Annotated in this window: 16 protein-coding genes; 6 read left to right on the top strand and 10 right to left on the bottom strand. The window is 68.3% G+C overall.

Annotation, left to right across the window (positions count from 1 at the left end; genetic code table 11):
- From ACXJKR_RS11575 to tsaB, 7 genes are all read right to left on the bottom strand, one after another.
- On the bottom strand, positions 1–705 hold a 705-nt coding region (locus ACXJKR_RS11575), incomplete at its 3' end, for an FAD-dependent oxidoreductase (protein WP_457322965.1).
- Complete coding sequence (locus tag ACXJKR_RS11580; RefSeq protein ID WP_457322966.1) at positions 702–992, bottom strand: c-type cytochrome; 291 nt, start codon at positions 990–992, stop codon at positions 702–704. The genes ACXJKR_RS11575 and ACXJKR_RS11580, both read right to left, overlap by 4 nt.
- A gap of 10 nt (positions 993–1,002) precedes the next feature.
- Positions 1,003–2,094, bottom strand: coding sequence for a class I SAM-dependent methyltransferase (locus ACXJKR_RS11585; protein WP_457322967.1), 1,092 nt, complete (start codon positions 2,092–2,094; stop codon positions 1,003–1,005).
- Positions 2,091–4,166 carry a putative bifunctional diguanylate cyclase/phosphodiesterase gene (locus ACXJKR_RS11590; RefSeq protein WP_457322968.1) on the bottom strand — a complete coding sequence of 692 codons (2,076 nt, stop codon included), beginning with the start codon at positions 4,164–4,166 and terminating at the stop codon, positions 2,091–2,093. Before ACXJKR_RS11590 ends, ACXJKR_RS11585 begins: the two co-directional genes overlap by 4 nt.
- Positions 4,163–4,909: a uracil-DNA glycosylase gene (locus ACXJKR_RS11595; protein ID WP_457322969.1), complete on the bottom strand. Its 747-nt coding sequence runs from the start codon at positions 4,907–4,909 to the stop codon at positions 4,163–4,165. Before ACXJKR_RS11595 ends, ACXJKR_RS11590 begins: the two co-directional genes overlap by 4 nt.
- A complete protein-coding gene (rimI, locus tag ACXJKR_RS11600; RefSeq protein ID WP_457322970.1) occupies positions 4,906–5,388 on the bottom strand; it encodes a ribosomal protein S18-alanine N-acetyltransferase in 483 nt (160 codons plus the stop codon). The genes ACXJKR_RS11595 and rimI overlap by 4 nt, the downstream gene beginning before the upstream one ends.
- The gene (tsaB, locus tag ACXJKR_RS11605) at positions 5,385–6,068 is read right to left on the bottom strand and encodes a tRNA (adenosine(37)-N6)-threonylcarbamoyltransferase complex dimerization subunit type 1 TsaB (RefSeq protein ID WP_457322971.1); all 684 of its coding nucleotides are present in this window, start codon (positions 6,066–6,068) and stop codon (positions 5,385–5,387) included. Before tsaB ends, rimI begins: the two co-directional genes overlap by 4 nt.
- 23 nt (positions 6,069–6,091) lie before the next feature.
- On the opposite strand from tsaB, the gene dacB reads away from it, so the two are divergent.
- Positions 6,092–7,477 (top strand): D-alanyl-D-alanine carboxypeptidase/D-alanyl-D-alanine endopeptidase, encoded by a 1,386-nt coding sequence (gene dacB, locus ACXJKR_RS11610; protein ID WP_457322972.1) that lies wholly within the window; start codon positions 6,092–6,094, stop codon positions 7,475–7,477.
- 8 nt (positions 7,478–7,485) lie between these two features.
- Here the strand turns inward: dacB and ACXJKR_RS11615 are convergent, their stop codons facing one another.
- Positions 7,486–7,923, bottom strand: coding sequence for an SET domain-containing protein-lysine N-methyltransferase (locus tag ACXJKR_RS11615; protein ID WP_056194450.1), 438 nt, complete (start codon positions 7,921–7,923; stop codon positions 7,486–7,488).
- A gap of 168 nt (positions 7,924–8,091) precedes the next feature.
- On the opposite strand from ACXJKR_RS11615, the gene ACXJKR_RS11620 reads away from it, so the two are divergent.
- A complete protein-coding gene (locus tag ACXJKR_RS11620) occupies positions 8,092–8,265 on the top strand; it encodes a hypothetical protein (RefSeq protein ID WP_056194453.1) in 174 nt (57 codons plus the stop codon).
- 2 nt (positions 8,266–8,267) lie between these two features.
- On the opposite strand, the gene ACXJKR_RS11625 is transcribed toward ACXJKR_RS11620, so the two are convergent.
- Positions 8,268–8,459 (bottom strand): hypothetical protein, encoded by a 192-nt coding sequence (locus ACXJKR_RS11625; RefSeq protein ID WP_457322973.1) that lies wholly within the window; start codon positions 8,457–8,459, stop codon positions 8,268–8,270.
- On the opposite strand from ACXJKR_RS11625, the gene lepB reads away from it, so the two are divergent.
- From lepB to ACXJKR_RS11640, 3 genes are all read left to right on the top strand, one after another.
- Positions 8,458–9,144: a signal peptidase I gene (lepB, locus tag ACXJKR_RS11630; protein ID WP_457322974.1), complete on the top strand. Its 687-nt coding sequence runs from the start codon at positions 8,458–8,460 to the stop codon at positions 9,142–9,144. The two genes, ACXJKR_RS11625 and lepB, sit on opposite strands and share 2 nt — an antisense overlap.
- 131 nt (positions 9,145–9,275) lie before the next feature.
- Positions 9,276–9,611: a hypothetical protein gene (locus tag ACXJKR_RS11635; RefSeq protein ID WP_157281263.1), complete on the top strand. Its 336-nt coding sequence runs from the start codon at positions 9,276–9,278 to the stop codon at positions 9,609–9,611.
- A gap of 192 nt (positions 9,612–9,803) precedes the next feature.
- Entirely contained in the window at positions 9,804–10,418 is a 615-nt protein-coding gene (locus tag ACXJKR_RS11640; RefSeq protein WP_457322975.1) for an OmpA family protein, read from the top strand.
- A gap of 192 nt (positions 10,419–10,610) precedes the next feature.
- Here the strand turns inward: ACXJKR_RS11640 and ACXJKR_RS11645 are convergent, their stop codons facing one another.
- Positions 10,611–10,937 carry an NIPSNAP family protein gene (locus ACXJKR_RS11645; protein ID WP_457322976.1) on the bottom strand — a complete coding sequence of 109 codons (327 nt, stop codon included), beginning with the start codon at positions 10,935–10,937 and terminating at the stop codon, positions 10,611–10,613.
- Between the two features lie 238 nt (positions 10,938–11,175).
- Between ACXJKR_RS11645 and ACXJKR_RS11650 the strand changes: the two genes are divergently transcribed.
- Positions 11,176–12,285, top strand: coding sequence for a LacI family DNA-binding transcriptional regulator (locus ACXJKR_RS11650; protein WP_457322977.1), 1,110 nt, complete (start codon positions 11,176–11,178; stop codon positions 12,283–12,285).
- Positions 12,286–12,703 lie beyond the last annotated feature (418 nt).

The raw sequence follows: 12,703 nt of genomic DNA on the forward strand, positions 1-12,703 counted from the left end.
GGCATGGTGTTGCGCGAAGGCGCGCTCGAACAGGGCCTTTTTGCTCTGGATCTCTGGGTTGGCGTCCAGCACCAGCAGCTTGGCGCGCGGCTTGGCGCGACGCAGATACGAKGCGATCAGGCAGGCCCGCTCATAGGGCCCTGGCGGGCAGCGATAAGGCGCCTTGGGAATACTCATCAGCACGACACCGCCATCGGGCAGGGCTTGCAGCTGGCGGCGCAGCGCCAGCGTCTGGGCGCCGGCCTTCCAGGCATGCACGGCACGGCCGCTGTCGAAGGCGGCGGCGAGGCCGGGCACGGCGTCGTTCATGAAGTCGATGCCGGGCGACAGGATCAAGCGGTCCCAGCCCAGGGTGCCGCGGTCGGCCAGCTGCAGGGTCCTGGCCGCGGGGTCGATGCCCACGACCTCGCCGCGCAGGCGCTTGACGCCCTGCGCTTCCAGCCCGGCATAGCCGTGGCTGATGCTGAGCGGGTCCCGCACGCCACCGATGACGAGGTTGGACATCGGACAGGAGATGAAGCCCTCGTTGCGCTCGACTAGCGTCACCTCGACCGCCGCGCCACCCCAGAGCTTCAGATAGCGGGCAGCGGTCGCGCCGCCAAAGCCACCGCCCACGACGACGACTCGGGCCACCGGGCCTGATGGCGTCGCGCAACCCGCCAGCGTCMGGCCACCGGCCGCGATCAATTGGCGCCGCGCAATCATGGCTTGGCCTGCGCGGCGAAGTAGGCGGCGACCAGGCGCAGCTGCTCCTCGGTATAGCCCTTGACGATCTGCGGCATGACGGTGCCGGCTTGCCGCCCGCTGCGGTAGTCGGCGAGCAGCTCCAGCATCACGTCGGCCTTCATGCCGGCCAGCGGCGGTATCGCCTGGTTGCGTGGTCGGCCGTTGTTGGCATGGCAGTTGGCACAGGTGGCCGCAAGGCTGCGGCCGACATTGAGGTCTTGCGCCAGCGCCGGGGCGCAGAGCAACAGCAGCAACCAAGCCTTCATTCACAACTCCTCAGAGTTTGTGCGAGCGGTCTCCGCGACTGAATCCGAGCGCATCGAAAGTACCGCTCAGCGGCGCGAAGCCGATCACCTTGAACAGCTCGCCCATCTCATGCTCGGCCAGCAGGCGGTGGGCCATGGCGCGCTCGCCCAGGCTCGCCCCGTGCAGCAGATCGGCGATACYGCAGTTGAGCAGGAAATTGGCCTGGCTGGTGTAGCCCAGCACGACAAGGCCGGCGTCCTGGCCGGCCAGCGCAATGCCGGTGAAGTTGACGTGGGCCGTGATGTCCTTGTCGCCCACGGCCACCAGCGGATCGGCATCGGCGAGGTGGCCCTGATGGCACATCAGCGTGCCGCCGTGGCGCTGCGGGTGGTAGTACTCGGCTTCGGGGAAGCCGTAGTCGATGAAGAAGGCGGCGCCGCGTTTCAAGGTCCGGGCGAGGGTCGCAACGAAGGCCTCGCTCTGCGGGTGGATCTCGGTGACGGTGCCCGGCACCATGCCCGCCTCCAGCGGCGGGCGCAACATGCTGGCACGGTCTTCAAAGGCAAAGCCCTCGCCCGCCGAGACCACACCGCGCTCGCGCCAGACCTGGCCGTCGAAGGCAAGGAGCTGGACCGGCATCGCATCCAGCACCTCGTTGCCGATGACGACGGCCTCCAGTTCGGCGGGCAACGCGTCCAGCCAGTCGACGCGCCCCCCCCAATGCGAAAGGCGTTCGCGCTGGCGCTCGCGCAGTTCGGCCGACAGCTCCACTATTGCGTAGCGTGCCAGGCCCGCGCCCAATGCATCCAGCTCCGCGATCAACTGGGCCGCCAGTGCACCCGAGCCGGCACCGAACTCGATGACATCGCGGCAACCGCTGGCGTCCATGGCCTGAGCGAGCTGGCGGGCCAGCGCCCGACCGAACAGCGGCGACATCTCGGGTGCCGTGACGAAGTCCGAGCCCTCGCTGGGCATCTGGCCGAACTTGCGCCGGCCGCCGGCGTAATAGCCCAGGCCCGGCTCGTACAGGGCCATGCTCATGAAACGGTCGAAGCCCAGCCAGCCGCCGGCTGCGGCGATCTCGGCGTGGATCTTGTCGGCGAGCTTCACCGCGCCATTCATCGAGCTTTCACCCAGGCTTCGAACTCGGCCAGCGGCATCGGCGCGCCGACCAGCTCGCCCTGGAACTGCTGGCAGCCCCAGCCAGCCAGCAGCTGCCATTGGGCCGCGGTGCGCACGCCTTCGGCCGTGACGGTCAGGCCCAGGCCGACGGCCATCTGCACGATGGCCCGCGTGATGGCCTGGGCACCGACATCGTCGGGCAAGCGGGCGACGAAGCCCTGGTCGATCTTGAGCTTGTCCAGCGGCAGCTCCGTCAGGTGGGCCAGCGAGGTGTAGCCGGTGCCGAAGTCGTCGACCGACACCGTCAGCCCGAGAGCACGCAGCTGGGCCAGCGTCGCCGGTGCATGCGTGATGTCGTCGATGAGCATGCGCTCGGTCAGCTCCAGCTCCAGCCATTGGCCTTGCGCGCCGGACTCCTGCAACACGCGCTTGACCGTGTCGGCAAAGCCATCGAGATGGAACTGGATGCGCGACAGGTTGACGGCGATGCGCATGGCGCCATGGCCGCGGGTCAGGCCGTTCTCGCGCCAGCGCCGTGCCGTTGCGGCGGCTTCGCGCAGCACCCATTCGCCGAGGTTGAGCATCAGGCGGTGGCGCTCGGCAACGAAGATGAAAGCGTCCGGCGCCAGCAGGCCACGCCGCGGGTGGCGCCAGCGCAGCAGCGCCTCGGCGCCCGACAGCTGACCCGTCGTCGCCTCGACCTGGGGCTGGAAGAAGAGTTCGAACTCGTTGCGCGTCAGGCCTTGGGCCAGCTCGGCTTCGAGCACGATGTCGGCATAGGCGGCCTCGGCCAGCGAGGATTCGAAGAACTGGTAGGTCGCACGGCCACGGGCCTTGGCGAGGTACATGGCCGTGTCGGCATGCTGGATGAGGTCATCCGCCTGCCGGCCGTCGTCCGGGTAGACGGCCACGCCGATGGAGGGCGTGACCGACAACGCCCGGCCATCGGCCTTGACGGGCACTTCGACGACCGACAGCAGGGCCTCCAGCACGACGACGATGTCGGCGCGACTGGTCAGGTCGCTCAGCAGCACGATGAACTCGTCGCCACCGAAGCGGCCGACGAGGTCGCTGTCGCGCAGCGCACCGACGATGCGCTCGGACACCGTCGTCAGCACCTGGTCGCCCTCGAGATGACCCAGGGAATCGTTGACGCGCTTGAAGTTGTCCAGGTCGATGAAGAGCAGGGCCAGCATCTCGCCCTTGCGCTCGGCGCGGCGCATCTGCAGGGCCATGCGGTCCATGAAGGCCGCGYGGTTGAGCAGGCCGGTCAGGACATCGTGATGGGCCAGGTGCTGGATGCGCGCCTCGTTGGCGAGACGGTCGCTGATGTCGCGCACGACGGCCATGCGCAGCTGCTCGCCGTCGCGCTCCATCGTGCGCATGATGAGCTCGACCGGAATGCGTGAGCCGTTGCAGTGCGTGACGGCGGTCTCGTAGCGAAGCTCCTGCCCTCGCAACATGACCTCGCGGACCTTGGGCAGTTCGTCGGCGTCGACATAGGACAGCACGTGCTTGCCGATCAGTTCGTCCGCCGACCAGCCCAACATCTTGCACAGGGGCTGGTTGACGTCGGTCATGATGCCGTCGCGGTGGAAGAGGATGCCCTCCACCGTGGCCTGCATGAACTTGTCGAGCCTGGCCTCCGATTCCCGCAGCCGGCGCTCGGCCAGGCGATGGCGCGTGATGTCGTAGACCAGGACCCAGCTGCCCAGCAGCGTGCCCTGGCTGTCGAACTGCGGAATCAGGTGGATCTCGAGGAAGGACAGCTTGCCGCCGGGCTGGATCAGCTCGCGCTCGTAGACGACGGGCTTGAGGTCGCGCACCAGTTGTTCGACCGACACGCGCACATGCTCGTAGGCCTCGGATCCGACGATCTCGCTGAAGTGCTTGCCGACGATGGAGTCCTGCGTCAGCTTGAAGGCCTCGGCATAGCCACGGTTGGCAAAGAGGCAACGATGGTCGGCGGCACCGTACAGCGCGATCCAAGCCGGCACATGATCGGCCAGCATGCGAAAGCGCGCCGCGTCCAGGGCCTGGCGCTCGAGGTCGAGTTCCTTGGGCGAACTCATGTGCTTCCCATCGTGCGTCGGGCCAGGCACAGGTCGTCCCAGGCACCGGCCTTGTCCGCAGGCGAGCGCAGCAGGTAGGCCGGGTGGTAGGTGACGATGACGGGCAGGTCGCGCCAACGGTGCACGCGGCCGCGCAGCTTGCCCAGGGGTTCGGTCAGGCCAGTCAGCCGGCGCGCCGCCTGCAGGCCCATGGCCAGCACGACGCGCGGGCGCAGCAGTTCGGCCTGGCGTGCCAGCACGGCCTCGCAGGCGTCCAGCTCGCCGGGCTGGGAGGCCCGGCCGCGCGGCGGGCGGCACTTGACGATCGGGGTTACGAAGGCGGTCGCTTCATCACCCGTGCGACGTTGGCCGGCGGCGCTCAGCATGCGGTCCAGCAGGCGGCCCGTATCACCGCCGAGCGCTTCGCCGGAGGCGTCGTCGCCTTCATCGGGCGGATCGGTGACGACCAGCCATTGCGCCTGCTGCAGGGCGCCGTTGCCGAAGACGGCGTTGCGGCGCTGCTCGCACAGGCCGCATGCCCGGCAACTCGAGACGGCCTCGCGCAGCGCCGGCATATCCAGGTTGGCGAAGCTCGACGGCGCCGACGGCGCCGCCACACGCACGATGACAGGCGGCGGCGCGGCAACGACGATGGGCTCGGGTTCGACCTCGATGACGTCGACGGGCTGCATCACCGCGCTCGCCGCCGGCAGCCGATAACCCATCTCGGCCAACATGGCCCGCTGGCGCAGATCCCAACTCATGCCGGCACCGACAGGCTCATGAGGATGGCATCTTCGCGCGGCCCCTGCTGCACCGGGTAATACGCGCGGCGCCTGCCAACCTCTGCGAAGCCGTAGCGGCGGTAGACCTCGCGAGCGCGCTCGTTGCCGACGCGCACTTCCAGCCACAGCTGCGTCAGGCCGCGGCGGCGGCATTCGCCCACCAGCCGGTCCAGCATGGCCACCGCCAGGCCGCGCCCCTGCCAGGCCGGCACAACGGTGATGTTGAGCAGGTGCATCTCGTCCACGCCCGGCATGGCGACCCAATAACCGAAAAGCTCGGCGCGCGGCCCGCGCAGCACCTCGGCCGGGTAGGCGGCCGCCAGCGAGTCGACGAAATTGCCATGCGTCCACGGCACCGGGTAGGCCTGGCGCTCGACGGCGATGATCTCGGTCAGGTCGGGCACCCGCATGGCCTCGGCCTCGAAGGGCGGCAGGCTGCGCTCCAGCAATGCGCTCATGACTTGAGTTCTCGCTCGGCCGTCGTCAGCGCAACCTTGTCGCGCACATAGACGGGCAGGGCCTCGGCCGCGTCGCGCATCTCGCCACGCTGCCAGGCGGCCAGAGCCAAGGTACCCAGGGCTGCAGCGCGCGAACGGGCCTGCGGCCAGGTCTGCGGCAACACGCCCAGGGCCTCGGCATATTCGGTCAGGGCCGTACCGGCGACGGCCGCGGGCGTCCCCCAATGCGCGGCCAGCGCCTCGGGCTTGTAGAGGGCGGGAGCTTCGACGGCGACCCAGGCGCCATCGGCCCAGCGGTAGCGGGCCGCATAGATCTCGCCGATACGCGCGTCCATCGCCACCCAGAGGTCGTCGCCAGCGCCTTGCGCACGGGCGTCCTCGGCGACCAGCATCAGGCTGTCAATGGCCAGCACCGGCCGGTCCAGCCCGAAGGCCAGGCCCTGCGCGACGGCGCAGGCGGTGCGCAGCCCGGTGAAGGCGCCGGGGCCCTGCCCGAAAGCGATGGCGTCCAGGTCGGCCATCGCGATGCCCGCGCCGGCCAGCAGGGCCTTGACCTCGGGCAGCATGCGTGCCGACGCCTGCGCCCCGCCCTGGGCCTCGAAAACCCGAGTCTGCCCCTCGGCCACGAGGGCCAGGGCCATCGTGTCGGTGGAGCTGTCGAGAGCCAGGAGGGAGGGCATCAACCCAGTGTAACTTTCGGGTCATGCGCAGACAGGCGATGGGATGGGTGTTGGCGGGTTGGATCCTGGGGGTACAGGCGGCGGAACCATTGCCGCTGTCGGTCCAGGTCGCGCTGCGCCAGGCCCAGGTGCCGGCCACCGCTCTGGGCGTGTTCGTGCAGGCCCTGGATGAACCCCGGCCCCGCCTGGCCTGGCAGCCAGACATGCCACTGAACCCCGCCTCACTGACCAAGCTCGTCACCAGCATGGCGGCGCTGGACACCCTGGGCCCGGCCTGGCAATGGCAGACGCCGGTCTGGCTGACCGAGGACGGCGGCCTGGCCATCCAGGGCAGCGGCGACCCACGCCTGTCCACCGAGCGCGTCTGGGGGGTGCTGAAGCGCCTGGGCATCAGCGAATTGCGCGGCCCGCTGCGCCTGGACCGCAGCGCCTTCACGCCCGGCGCCGCCGAGCCCGGTGACTTCGACAACGAGCCCTGGCGCGTCGGCAATGTGCTGCCCGAGGCCTTGCTGCTGAACTTCAAGGCGGTCAGCTACACGATCCGCGTCGAAGGCATGCAGGCCCGCATCAGCGCCGACCCGGCGTTGGACCCACCCCAGACCGTGCCGACGACGGCCGGGCCCTGCGGCGACTGGCGCGGCGCGCTGAAGCTGCAATGGGCCGCCGGCCAGCGCCCGCGCTTTGCCGGCAGCTATGCGGCGGCCTGCGGCGACCTGACCTGGACCCTGGCCGATCCCGACCCGGCCACCTACCCGGCGCGGCTGCTGGCGCTGATGCTGCGTGAAGCCGGCATCGCCTGGCGCGGCGAGGCCATCGTCGACGCACCAGCGCCCGCCAGCGCGCCCACGCTGCTGTGGCCCGGCCCGACGTTGGCCGAGGCGCTGCGCGATATGAACAAGGCCAGCAGCAATCTCACGGCCCAGCAGGTGTTGCTCAGCACCGCGCGCGCCGCTGGCGTGCCCGCGCCCTCACCCGACACGGCGGCAACCTGGCTGCAGGCCTGGCTGGACGCGCATGCCGGCACGACGCCACCGACCCGCGTGGTCAACGGCTCCGGCCTGGCCCGCGAGACGCGCATGAGCCCGGCCCAGCTGGCAGCGCTGCTGCGCTGGGCCTGGGGCCAGCCCTGGATGCCTGAGCTGTTGGCCTCGCTACCGGTGGCCGGGCTGGACGGTACGCTGTCACGCCAGCCCGGGCGCTTTGGCGCTGCGGCCGGGCGGGCGCATCTCAAGACCGGTTCGCTGCGCGACGTCGTCGCGCTGGCCGGCATCGTCGATGCGCCCTCGGGCAAGCGCTGGGTGCTGGTTGCCATCGTCAACCACCCACAGGCCCAGGCCGCGCGCGGCGTGCTGGATGCAGTATTGCGCTGGGTGGCGCAGGACGCGCCGGAGGGCAAGGCCGGGCGCTGACGCGCAGGTCAGGCGTCGCTCTCAGCGGCGTAGGGCTCGACGCCCTGGCCCGTGAACCAGGTGTCCCGCTCAGACACATGGCCGCCGCCGACAGCGTTGTAGTTCACCGTGAGTTCCTCATCGGCGGCAATGTCGCGGATGGCCACGAAGCGCAGCAGCCGCAACTCGACATCGGCCTCGTAGCGCATATTGGCCGGGTTCTCATGGTTGTACATGCTGCCGTAGCCGAGAGCCAGGCAATGGCCGCTTGTGGTGTGAGCCAGCACGCCCCAGTTGAAGAGCAGTTTTCTGACCTCCTCGGGAATCGACGTGTAGGAGCCGGTGAACAGCACGACAGGGCAGGCCTCGACGGTCTCCCCCTTGGCATGAGGCCGTGACGCATAGGCGCCGCGGCCTTTGGTCGTGCCCGTGTCCTTGATGTAGACGCTGGGGGATTGGATGGTCATGAGGCGGATTCTCGCTATCCCCGCGCCCGAGCTTGCGCAGCGAGAACCGCGCCGCGGTAGGAGGCCACCTACCGGCAGCTTCAACGGCGTCCGACCATCCGCGACGGGCCGCCTCACTAAAGTGCACTGACGAGATGGGGCGCCGCTCCATCCCTGACAGGAGCCGCTATGTCCTTCCTGCTCTATATCGTTGGCCTGGCCGTGCTGCTGGGCGGCTTGGCCTGGGCCCTGATCACGGCCGGCCTGGCCGCCACCTATGTCGCCATCGCCTGTCTCATCGTCGCCGGTGTCGGCATCATGATGGCCGTGTCCCGCACCCGGGCCAAGGATCCGCCGGCCTGACGTCAGGGCGCCGCCGGCGGGCGGCCGAAGGCATCGGGCCGCGGAATCGGCAGATTTCCATCGACGCGCCCGGCCACGCTCGTGCCTGCCGCGCCCGCCATTCGCGCAGCGCCGCTGCCATTCGCCCACTTCAGCCGGCCATTCGCCCGCCAGCCGGGTCGAAGCCAGGAGATCGGCCCGAGCATGGCCGTCATGAACCTCCGACGCACCCTCCGCGACAACCGCGGCTTCATCCTCTTCCTGCTCAGCTTCGCGCTGTTCCGCACCGCGGTGGCCGATTGGAACCCCATCCCCTCGGGCTCGATGCGGCCGACGCTGCTGGAAGGCGATGTCGTGCTCGTCAACCGCCTGGCCTATGACCTCAAGCTGCCGCTGACCGACGTCGTGCTGCTGCCGCTGGGTGAGCCCCAGCGCGGCGATGTCGTCACGCTGAGTTCGCCGGCCGGCGGCACGCGGCTGATCAAGCGCATCRTCGGCCTGCCGGGCGATCGCGTCGAGATGCGCGACGACGTGCTGATCCTCAATGGAACGCCGCTGAGCTACAGCGGCAACCAGTCTCATGGCGAGGCGGTGGCGCCCGGCTGGGTCGTTGACGCGGTGCGCGCCACCGAGGACCTTGACGGCCGGCCCCATGCTGTCCAGTTCCTGCCGGCCCTCAGCGCGCGGCGCAACTTCGCCGAGCTCACCGTGCCGGCAGGGCAGTATTTCCTGCTCGGCGACAACCGCGACAACAGTGAGGACTCGCGCTTCATCGGCACGGTGCCACGCGAGAAGCTGATCGGTCGGGCCCATCACGTCATCGTGGCGGCGGACTGGCTGGGCGAGGACGGCTGGCGGATGGCGCCGCGCTTCGAACGCTGGGTGTCGGCGATCCGCTGAGTGCATGCTTGTCGCAGGCCGTGACCAAGCCCACACCTTTTGCGCCGCCCATCGACTGGCGCCCGTCGAAAGCCGAAGAAGCGGTGTTTTTCGGCACGGGTTTGAGGTGCGGCGGTTCTATCTTCGCGGCCATGACATCCCGCCGCCACCGCCGCTCGCTCCCGCTGCCCAGCTTCGGCCCACGCCGCGTCAGCTGCCCCGAGGGGTCGGTGCGGCTGGTGATCGAGGAGCAGTGGACCTGCGAGGAACGCCCGATGCAGGCCGAGCTGCAGCTGCTGGAGCGCTTCTCGGCGCTGATGGCCGCCCAGGGCTGGCCCGCGCATGTGTCACGCATGGCCTATGACCGCATCTACGCTGGCGAGCGCTTCGGCTTCGCCAAGCGAGCCGGCCGGGGCGAACTCCCTGCCCTGGCACGAGAGCTGATCCTGTGCTGGCGCGCCAACCGCAGCGAGCCAGTGCAGGGCTGAGTCTCAGGCCGCTCGCGTGCCCTGCGGGGGCTGCTGGTCAAGCACCTGCGCAACATGGATCTGTGCCCGTAGCGCAGAACGGTAAGGCTTTGTTCAGTCCGGTTAATGGCGCAAGGATTGCTCACAGCTCGGTACGTTCGTCCGTGAAGGACTGCCTACATTCGCACCACTTTCTTATCCACGAGACTACCGATGTCGAGACTTTCGCCCCTGATCGTCGCCAGCAGCGTCATGTTGCTGAGCGCTTGCGCCACCAAGGATTTCGTCAAAGAGACAGTCGCTCCGGTGCAGACCAGCGTGGACGGCCTCGGCACCCGGGTGCAGGCGCATGACGAGGGCCTCAAGGCCCTGGATGGCCGGCTGCAGGGCAGCGAGGCACGCATGCTGGCCCTTCTGCAGCAGGAGGCTGCAGCGCGAACCCAGGCCTTCAACAACCTGCCCAAGCCGCCCGGTCTGCTGATGAGCACCGTGCTGACCGATGACAAGGTCAAATTCAAGTCGGGCCGCTTCCAGCTCACCGAGCAGGCTGGCCAGGAACTCGATCAACTCGTCGCCAAGCTCAAGGCCGACAACCAGCCGGTGTTCATCGAAATCCAGGGCCACACCGACGCGACCGGCAGCGACACGATCAACCAGCAACTGGGCCTCAAGCGAGCCGAAGCCGTGCGCCTGCACCTGTCTCGCGCCGGCTTGCCGCTGGCGCGCATGGCTACGATCAGCTACGGCGAATCTGCGCCCCTGGCCGACAACAGCACCCGCGAAGGCCGCAGCACGAACCGGCGGGTTCAGCTGATAGTGATGCGCTGAGCTGGAGGGGAAGCCGCAACGCGATTGCGGCACTACAGCTGGACAACGACCAAGCCGCAGGCAGAAGCGACGCTTGAGCGCATCGCGCTCCCTTCCTGCGGCTGAACTGTTCCTGAAGCGGTGGCCAGACTGAAGAGGCATTGGGCGTTGATACCGCGTCCCAGCCCACTGTGTCGTCCGCCGCGGAGGAGACTATTTCGCGGGCGAGAAAGAGGTTGGCGCCAAGAACGAGTTGTCCATCTTCGCAACAATCGGTCCTGCTGCCTCGCTCGCCTTTCTGACCTCGACCCATTCGGGATCGGCGACAAACTTGCTCCACTTGACCTCACGATCGGCCAGGCTCTCCCAGACAAGCATGTAGGTGAGCGCGTTGCTGTCAGGTCCGACTGCCGTCGTCCAATATCCGAGTTGACGAATTCCCAGCCGGTTCCAGATGCCCACGGTGTGATCGCGAAATCTTGCAAGAACGTCGGGTAGCCGGCCAGGCATTGCCGTATAGACGCGCAGTTCGTAGATCATCGACATCAGTCCTGGGAAGATTGTTGCGAGTTGACGGGGTGGCGGGCGTGACCGCCAGGCTCACATTGTGCTGTCCAAGCGCGCGTGCTGGCGTCGCCGGGAAGACGCCTGCCAAGAAAGCGGGCAAGTTGAAGGGGCGTCCTGGACCGGGTTGCTGCCGACTTCCAGCCGTGGCGACGCCGAGCTTGCGGACGGCCCGGTGCTACAGTGCGCCGCTCGTTCACCCCGCCGCCGGTCAGTGTCCGCCTCGACACCCAAGCCTTCCCAGCCGACGAAAAGTCGTCGTCACAGATTGCCCACGCTCGCTGACGTCGCGCGAGAAGCTGGCGTGTCGGATGTCGCGGCCTCCTGCGCGCTCAACGCCGGCAAAGGCTCGACGCGCGTATCCATGGAGACGCGCGAACGGGTGCTGGCGGCGGCGGAGCGCCTGCGCTACCGGCCAAACGCGACGGCACGCGCACTCAGCCGTCAGCGGGCCAACGCCATCGGCTTCGTCGCGAACATTGCCAATGAGGAGCCCAACCTCTACTTCCTGGAGGTGTTCAACGGCGTTGTGCGGGGCGCGACGGAGGCCGAGCAGGCCACATGCGTCTTCCCGCTCAGCGGCTGGGAAGAAGCGCCCAAGCGCATCCCCGCGCTGTGCGACGGCCGCGTCGATGGGCTGGTCGTGCTGGCGCCGTATCTGGAAGATGACAGCACGAGCTGGCTGCCTCCCCATACGCCCTTGGTCACGATCCATGCGGGCATGCAGCTGCAGGGCCAGGTGAACGTCGAGGCGGACGACGAGGCGGGCGGCTTTGGCATCGTGCGCCACATGCTTGAACTCGGCCATCGCCATATCCTGTGCGTGGGCGGGCCGCCGCACACCAAGGGTGCGGACCGCCGTGTCGAGGGCTTCTTGCGCGCGCATGCCGAAACCGGCGTAGAGGTCGCTGCCGACCATGTGATCCGTACCTGGTTCACCGTGCAGGGCGGCCGACAGGCGATGGAGACGTGGCTGCAGGGCCACCGCGGTGAACGGTTGCCCGAGGCCATCTTCTGTGGCAACGACGCCATCGCGTTCGGTTGCATGGAAGCGCTGGAGGCGCGAGGGCTGAGCGTGCCTCGGGATATTTCGATCGCTGGCTTTGACGATACCTTGCTGGCCCGCACCCTGCGCATGACGACCGTGCGCCAGCCCCTGCTCGAAATGGGTCGTCAGGCGGTCAACGTCCTCATGCAATTGATCGAGGCGCAGCGCAGTGGACAGATGTACGAGGGCCCGCGCAATATCGTCCTGCCCGTCGAGATCCTTCCCGGCCGGACTTTGATCGCCCCTGCGCGCGGCGCGATGCTGACGATCTCCTGAAGCTGTAAGCAGGTGCAGCGGCGCCGATGGGTTTCCCCTAATTAGTTCGGTTGTCGGCCGAATTAAGATGACCTCGCGGCGCTGCTGCAATTTTTTCGCCGAAATGATTCGGCGTCGAATCAATCCTCGCATGGTGCTCACGCCGACCTGCCAAGCCTCGGACCACCCGGATCGACCGGCGGCGGTCGCCATGCACGCCCACACCACGTCGAGCAGCCGCGGGCCATCCTGCCCGCGCCGTTTTGAGCCCAGCCTGGCCCGCAGGACCTGGTGCTGGCACTGCCTCCGGCAGTCCATCGATGTCGTCGGGATGTAGCCATGCATTGAAGCTGCATCTTTCACAACGCTCGTGACCGGAGGAGACAACCGGCCGAGCACTTTTCAACCTTGAAAGGTAGAACATGAGAACCTTGATACC

The organism is Roseateles sp. P5_E11, assembly GCF_054049355.1.

Bases quoted from the DNA above. Each gene is read 5' to 3' on its own strand.
- ACXJKR_RS11580 (WP_457322966.1), bottom strand. From the start codon at position 992: ATGAAGGCTTGGTTGCTGCTGTTGCTCTGCGCCCCGGCGCTGGCGCAA.
- ACXJKR_RS11595 (WP_457322969.1), bottom strand. From the start codon at position 4,909: ATGAGTTGGGATCTGCGCCAGCGGGCCATGTTGGCCGAGATGGGTTAT.
- rimI (WP_457322970.1), bottom strand. From the start codon at position 5,388: ATGAGCGCATTGCTGGAGCGCAGCCTGCCGCCCTTCGAGGCCGAGGCC.
- tsaB (WP_457322971.1), bottom strand. From the start codon at position 6,068: ATGCCCTCCCTCCTGGCTCTCGACAGCTCCACCGACACGATGGCCCTG.
- dacB (WP_457322972.1), top strand. From the start codon at position 6,092: ATGCGCAGACAGGCGATGGGATGGGTGTTGGCGGGTTGGATCCTGGGG.
- ACXJKR_RS11615 (WP_056194450.1), bottom strand. From the start codon at position 7,923: ATGACCATCCAATCCCCCAGCGTCTACATCAAGGACACGGGCACGACC.
- ACXJKR_RS11620 (WP_056194453.1), top strand. From the start codon at position 8,092: ATGTCCTTCCTGCTCTATATCGTTGGCCTGGCCGTGCTGCTGGGCGGC.
- ACXJKR_RS11625 (WP_457322973.1), bottom strand. From the start codon at position 8,459: ATGACGGCCATGCTCGGGCCGATCTCCTGGCTTCGACCCGGCTGGCGG.
- ACXJKR_RS11635 (WP_157281263.1), top strand. From the start codon at position 9,276: ATGACATCCCGCCGCCACCGCCGCTCGCTCCCGCTGCCCAGCTTCGGC.
- ACXJKR_RS11640 (WP_457322975.1), top strand. From the start codon at position 9,804: ATGTCGAGACTTTCGCCCCTGATCGTCGCCAGCAGCGTCATGTTGCTG.
- ACXJKR_RS11645 (WP_457322976.1), bottom strand. From the start codon at position 10,937: ATGATCTACGAACTGCGCGTCTATACGGCAATGCCTGGCCGGCTACCC.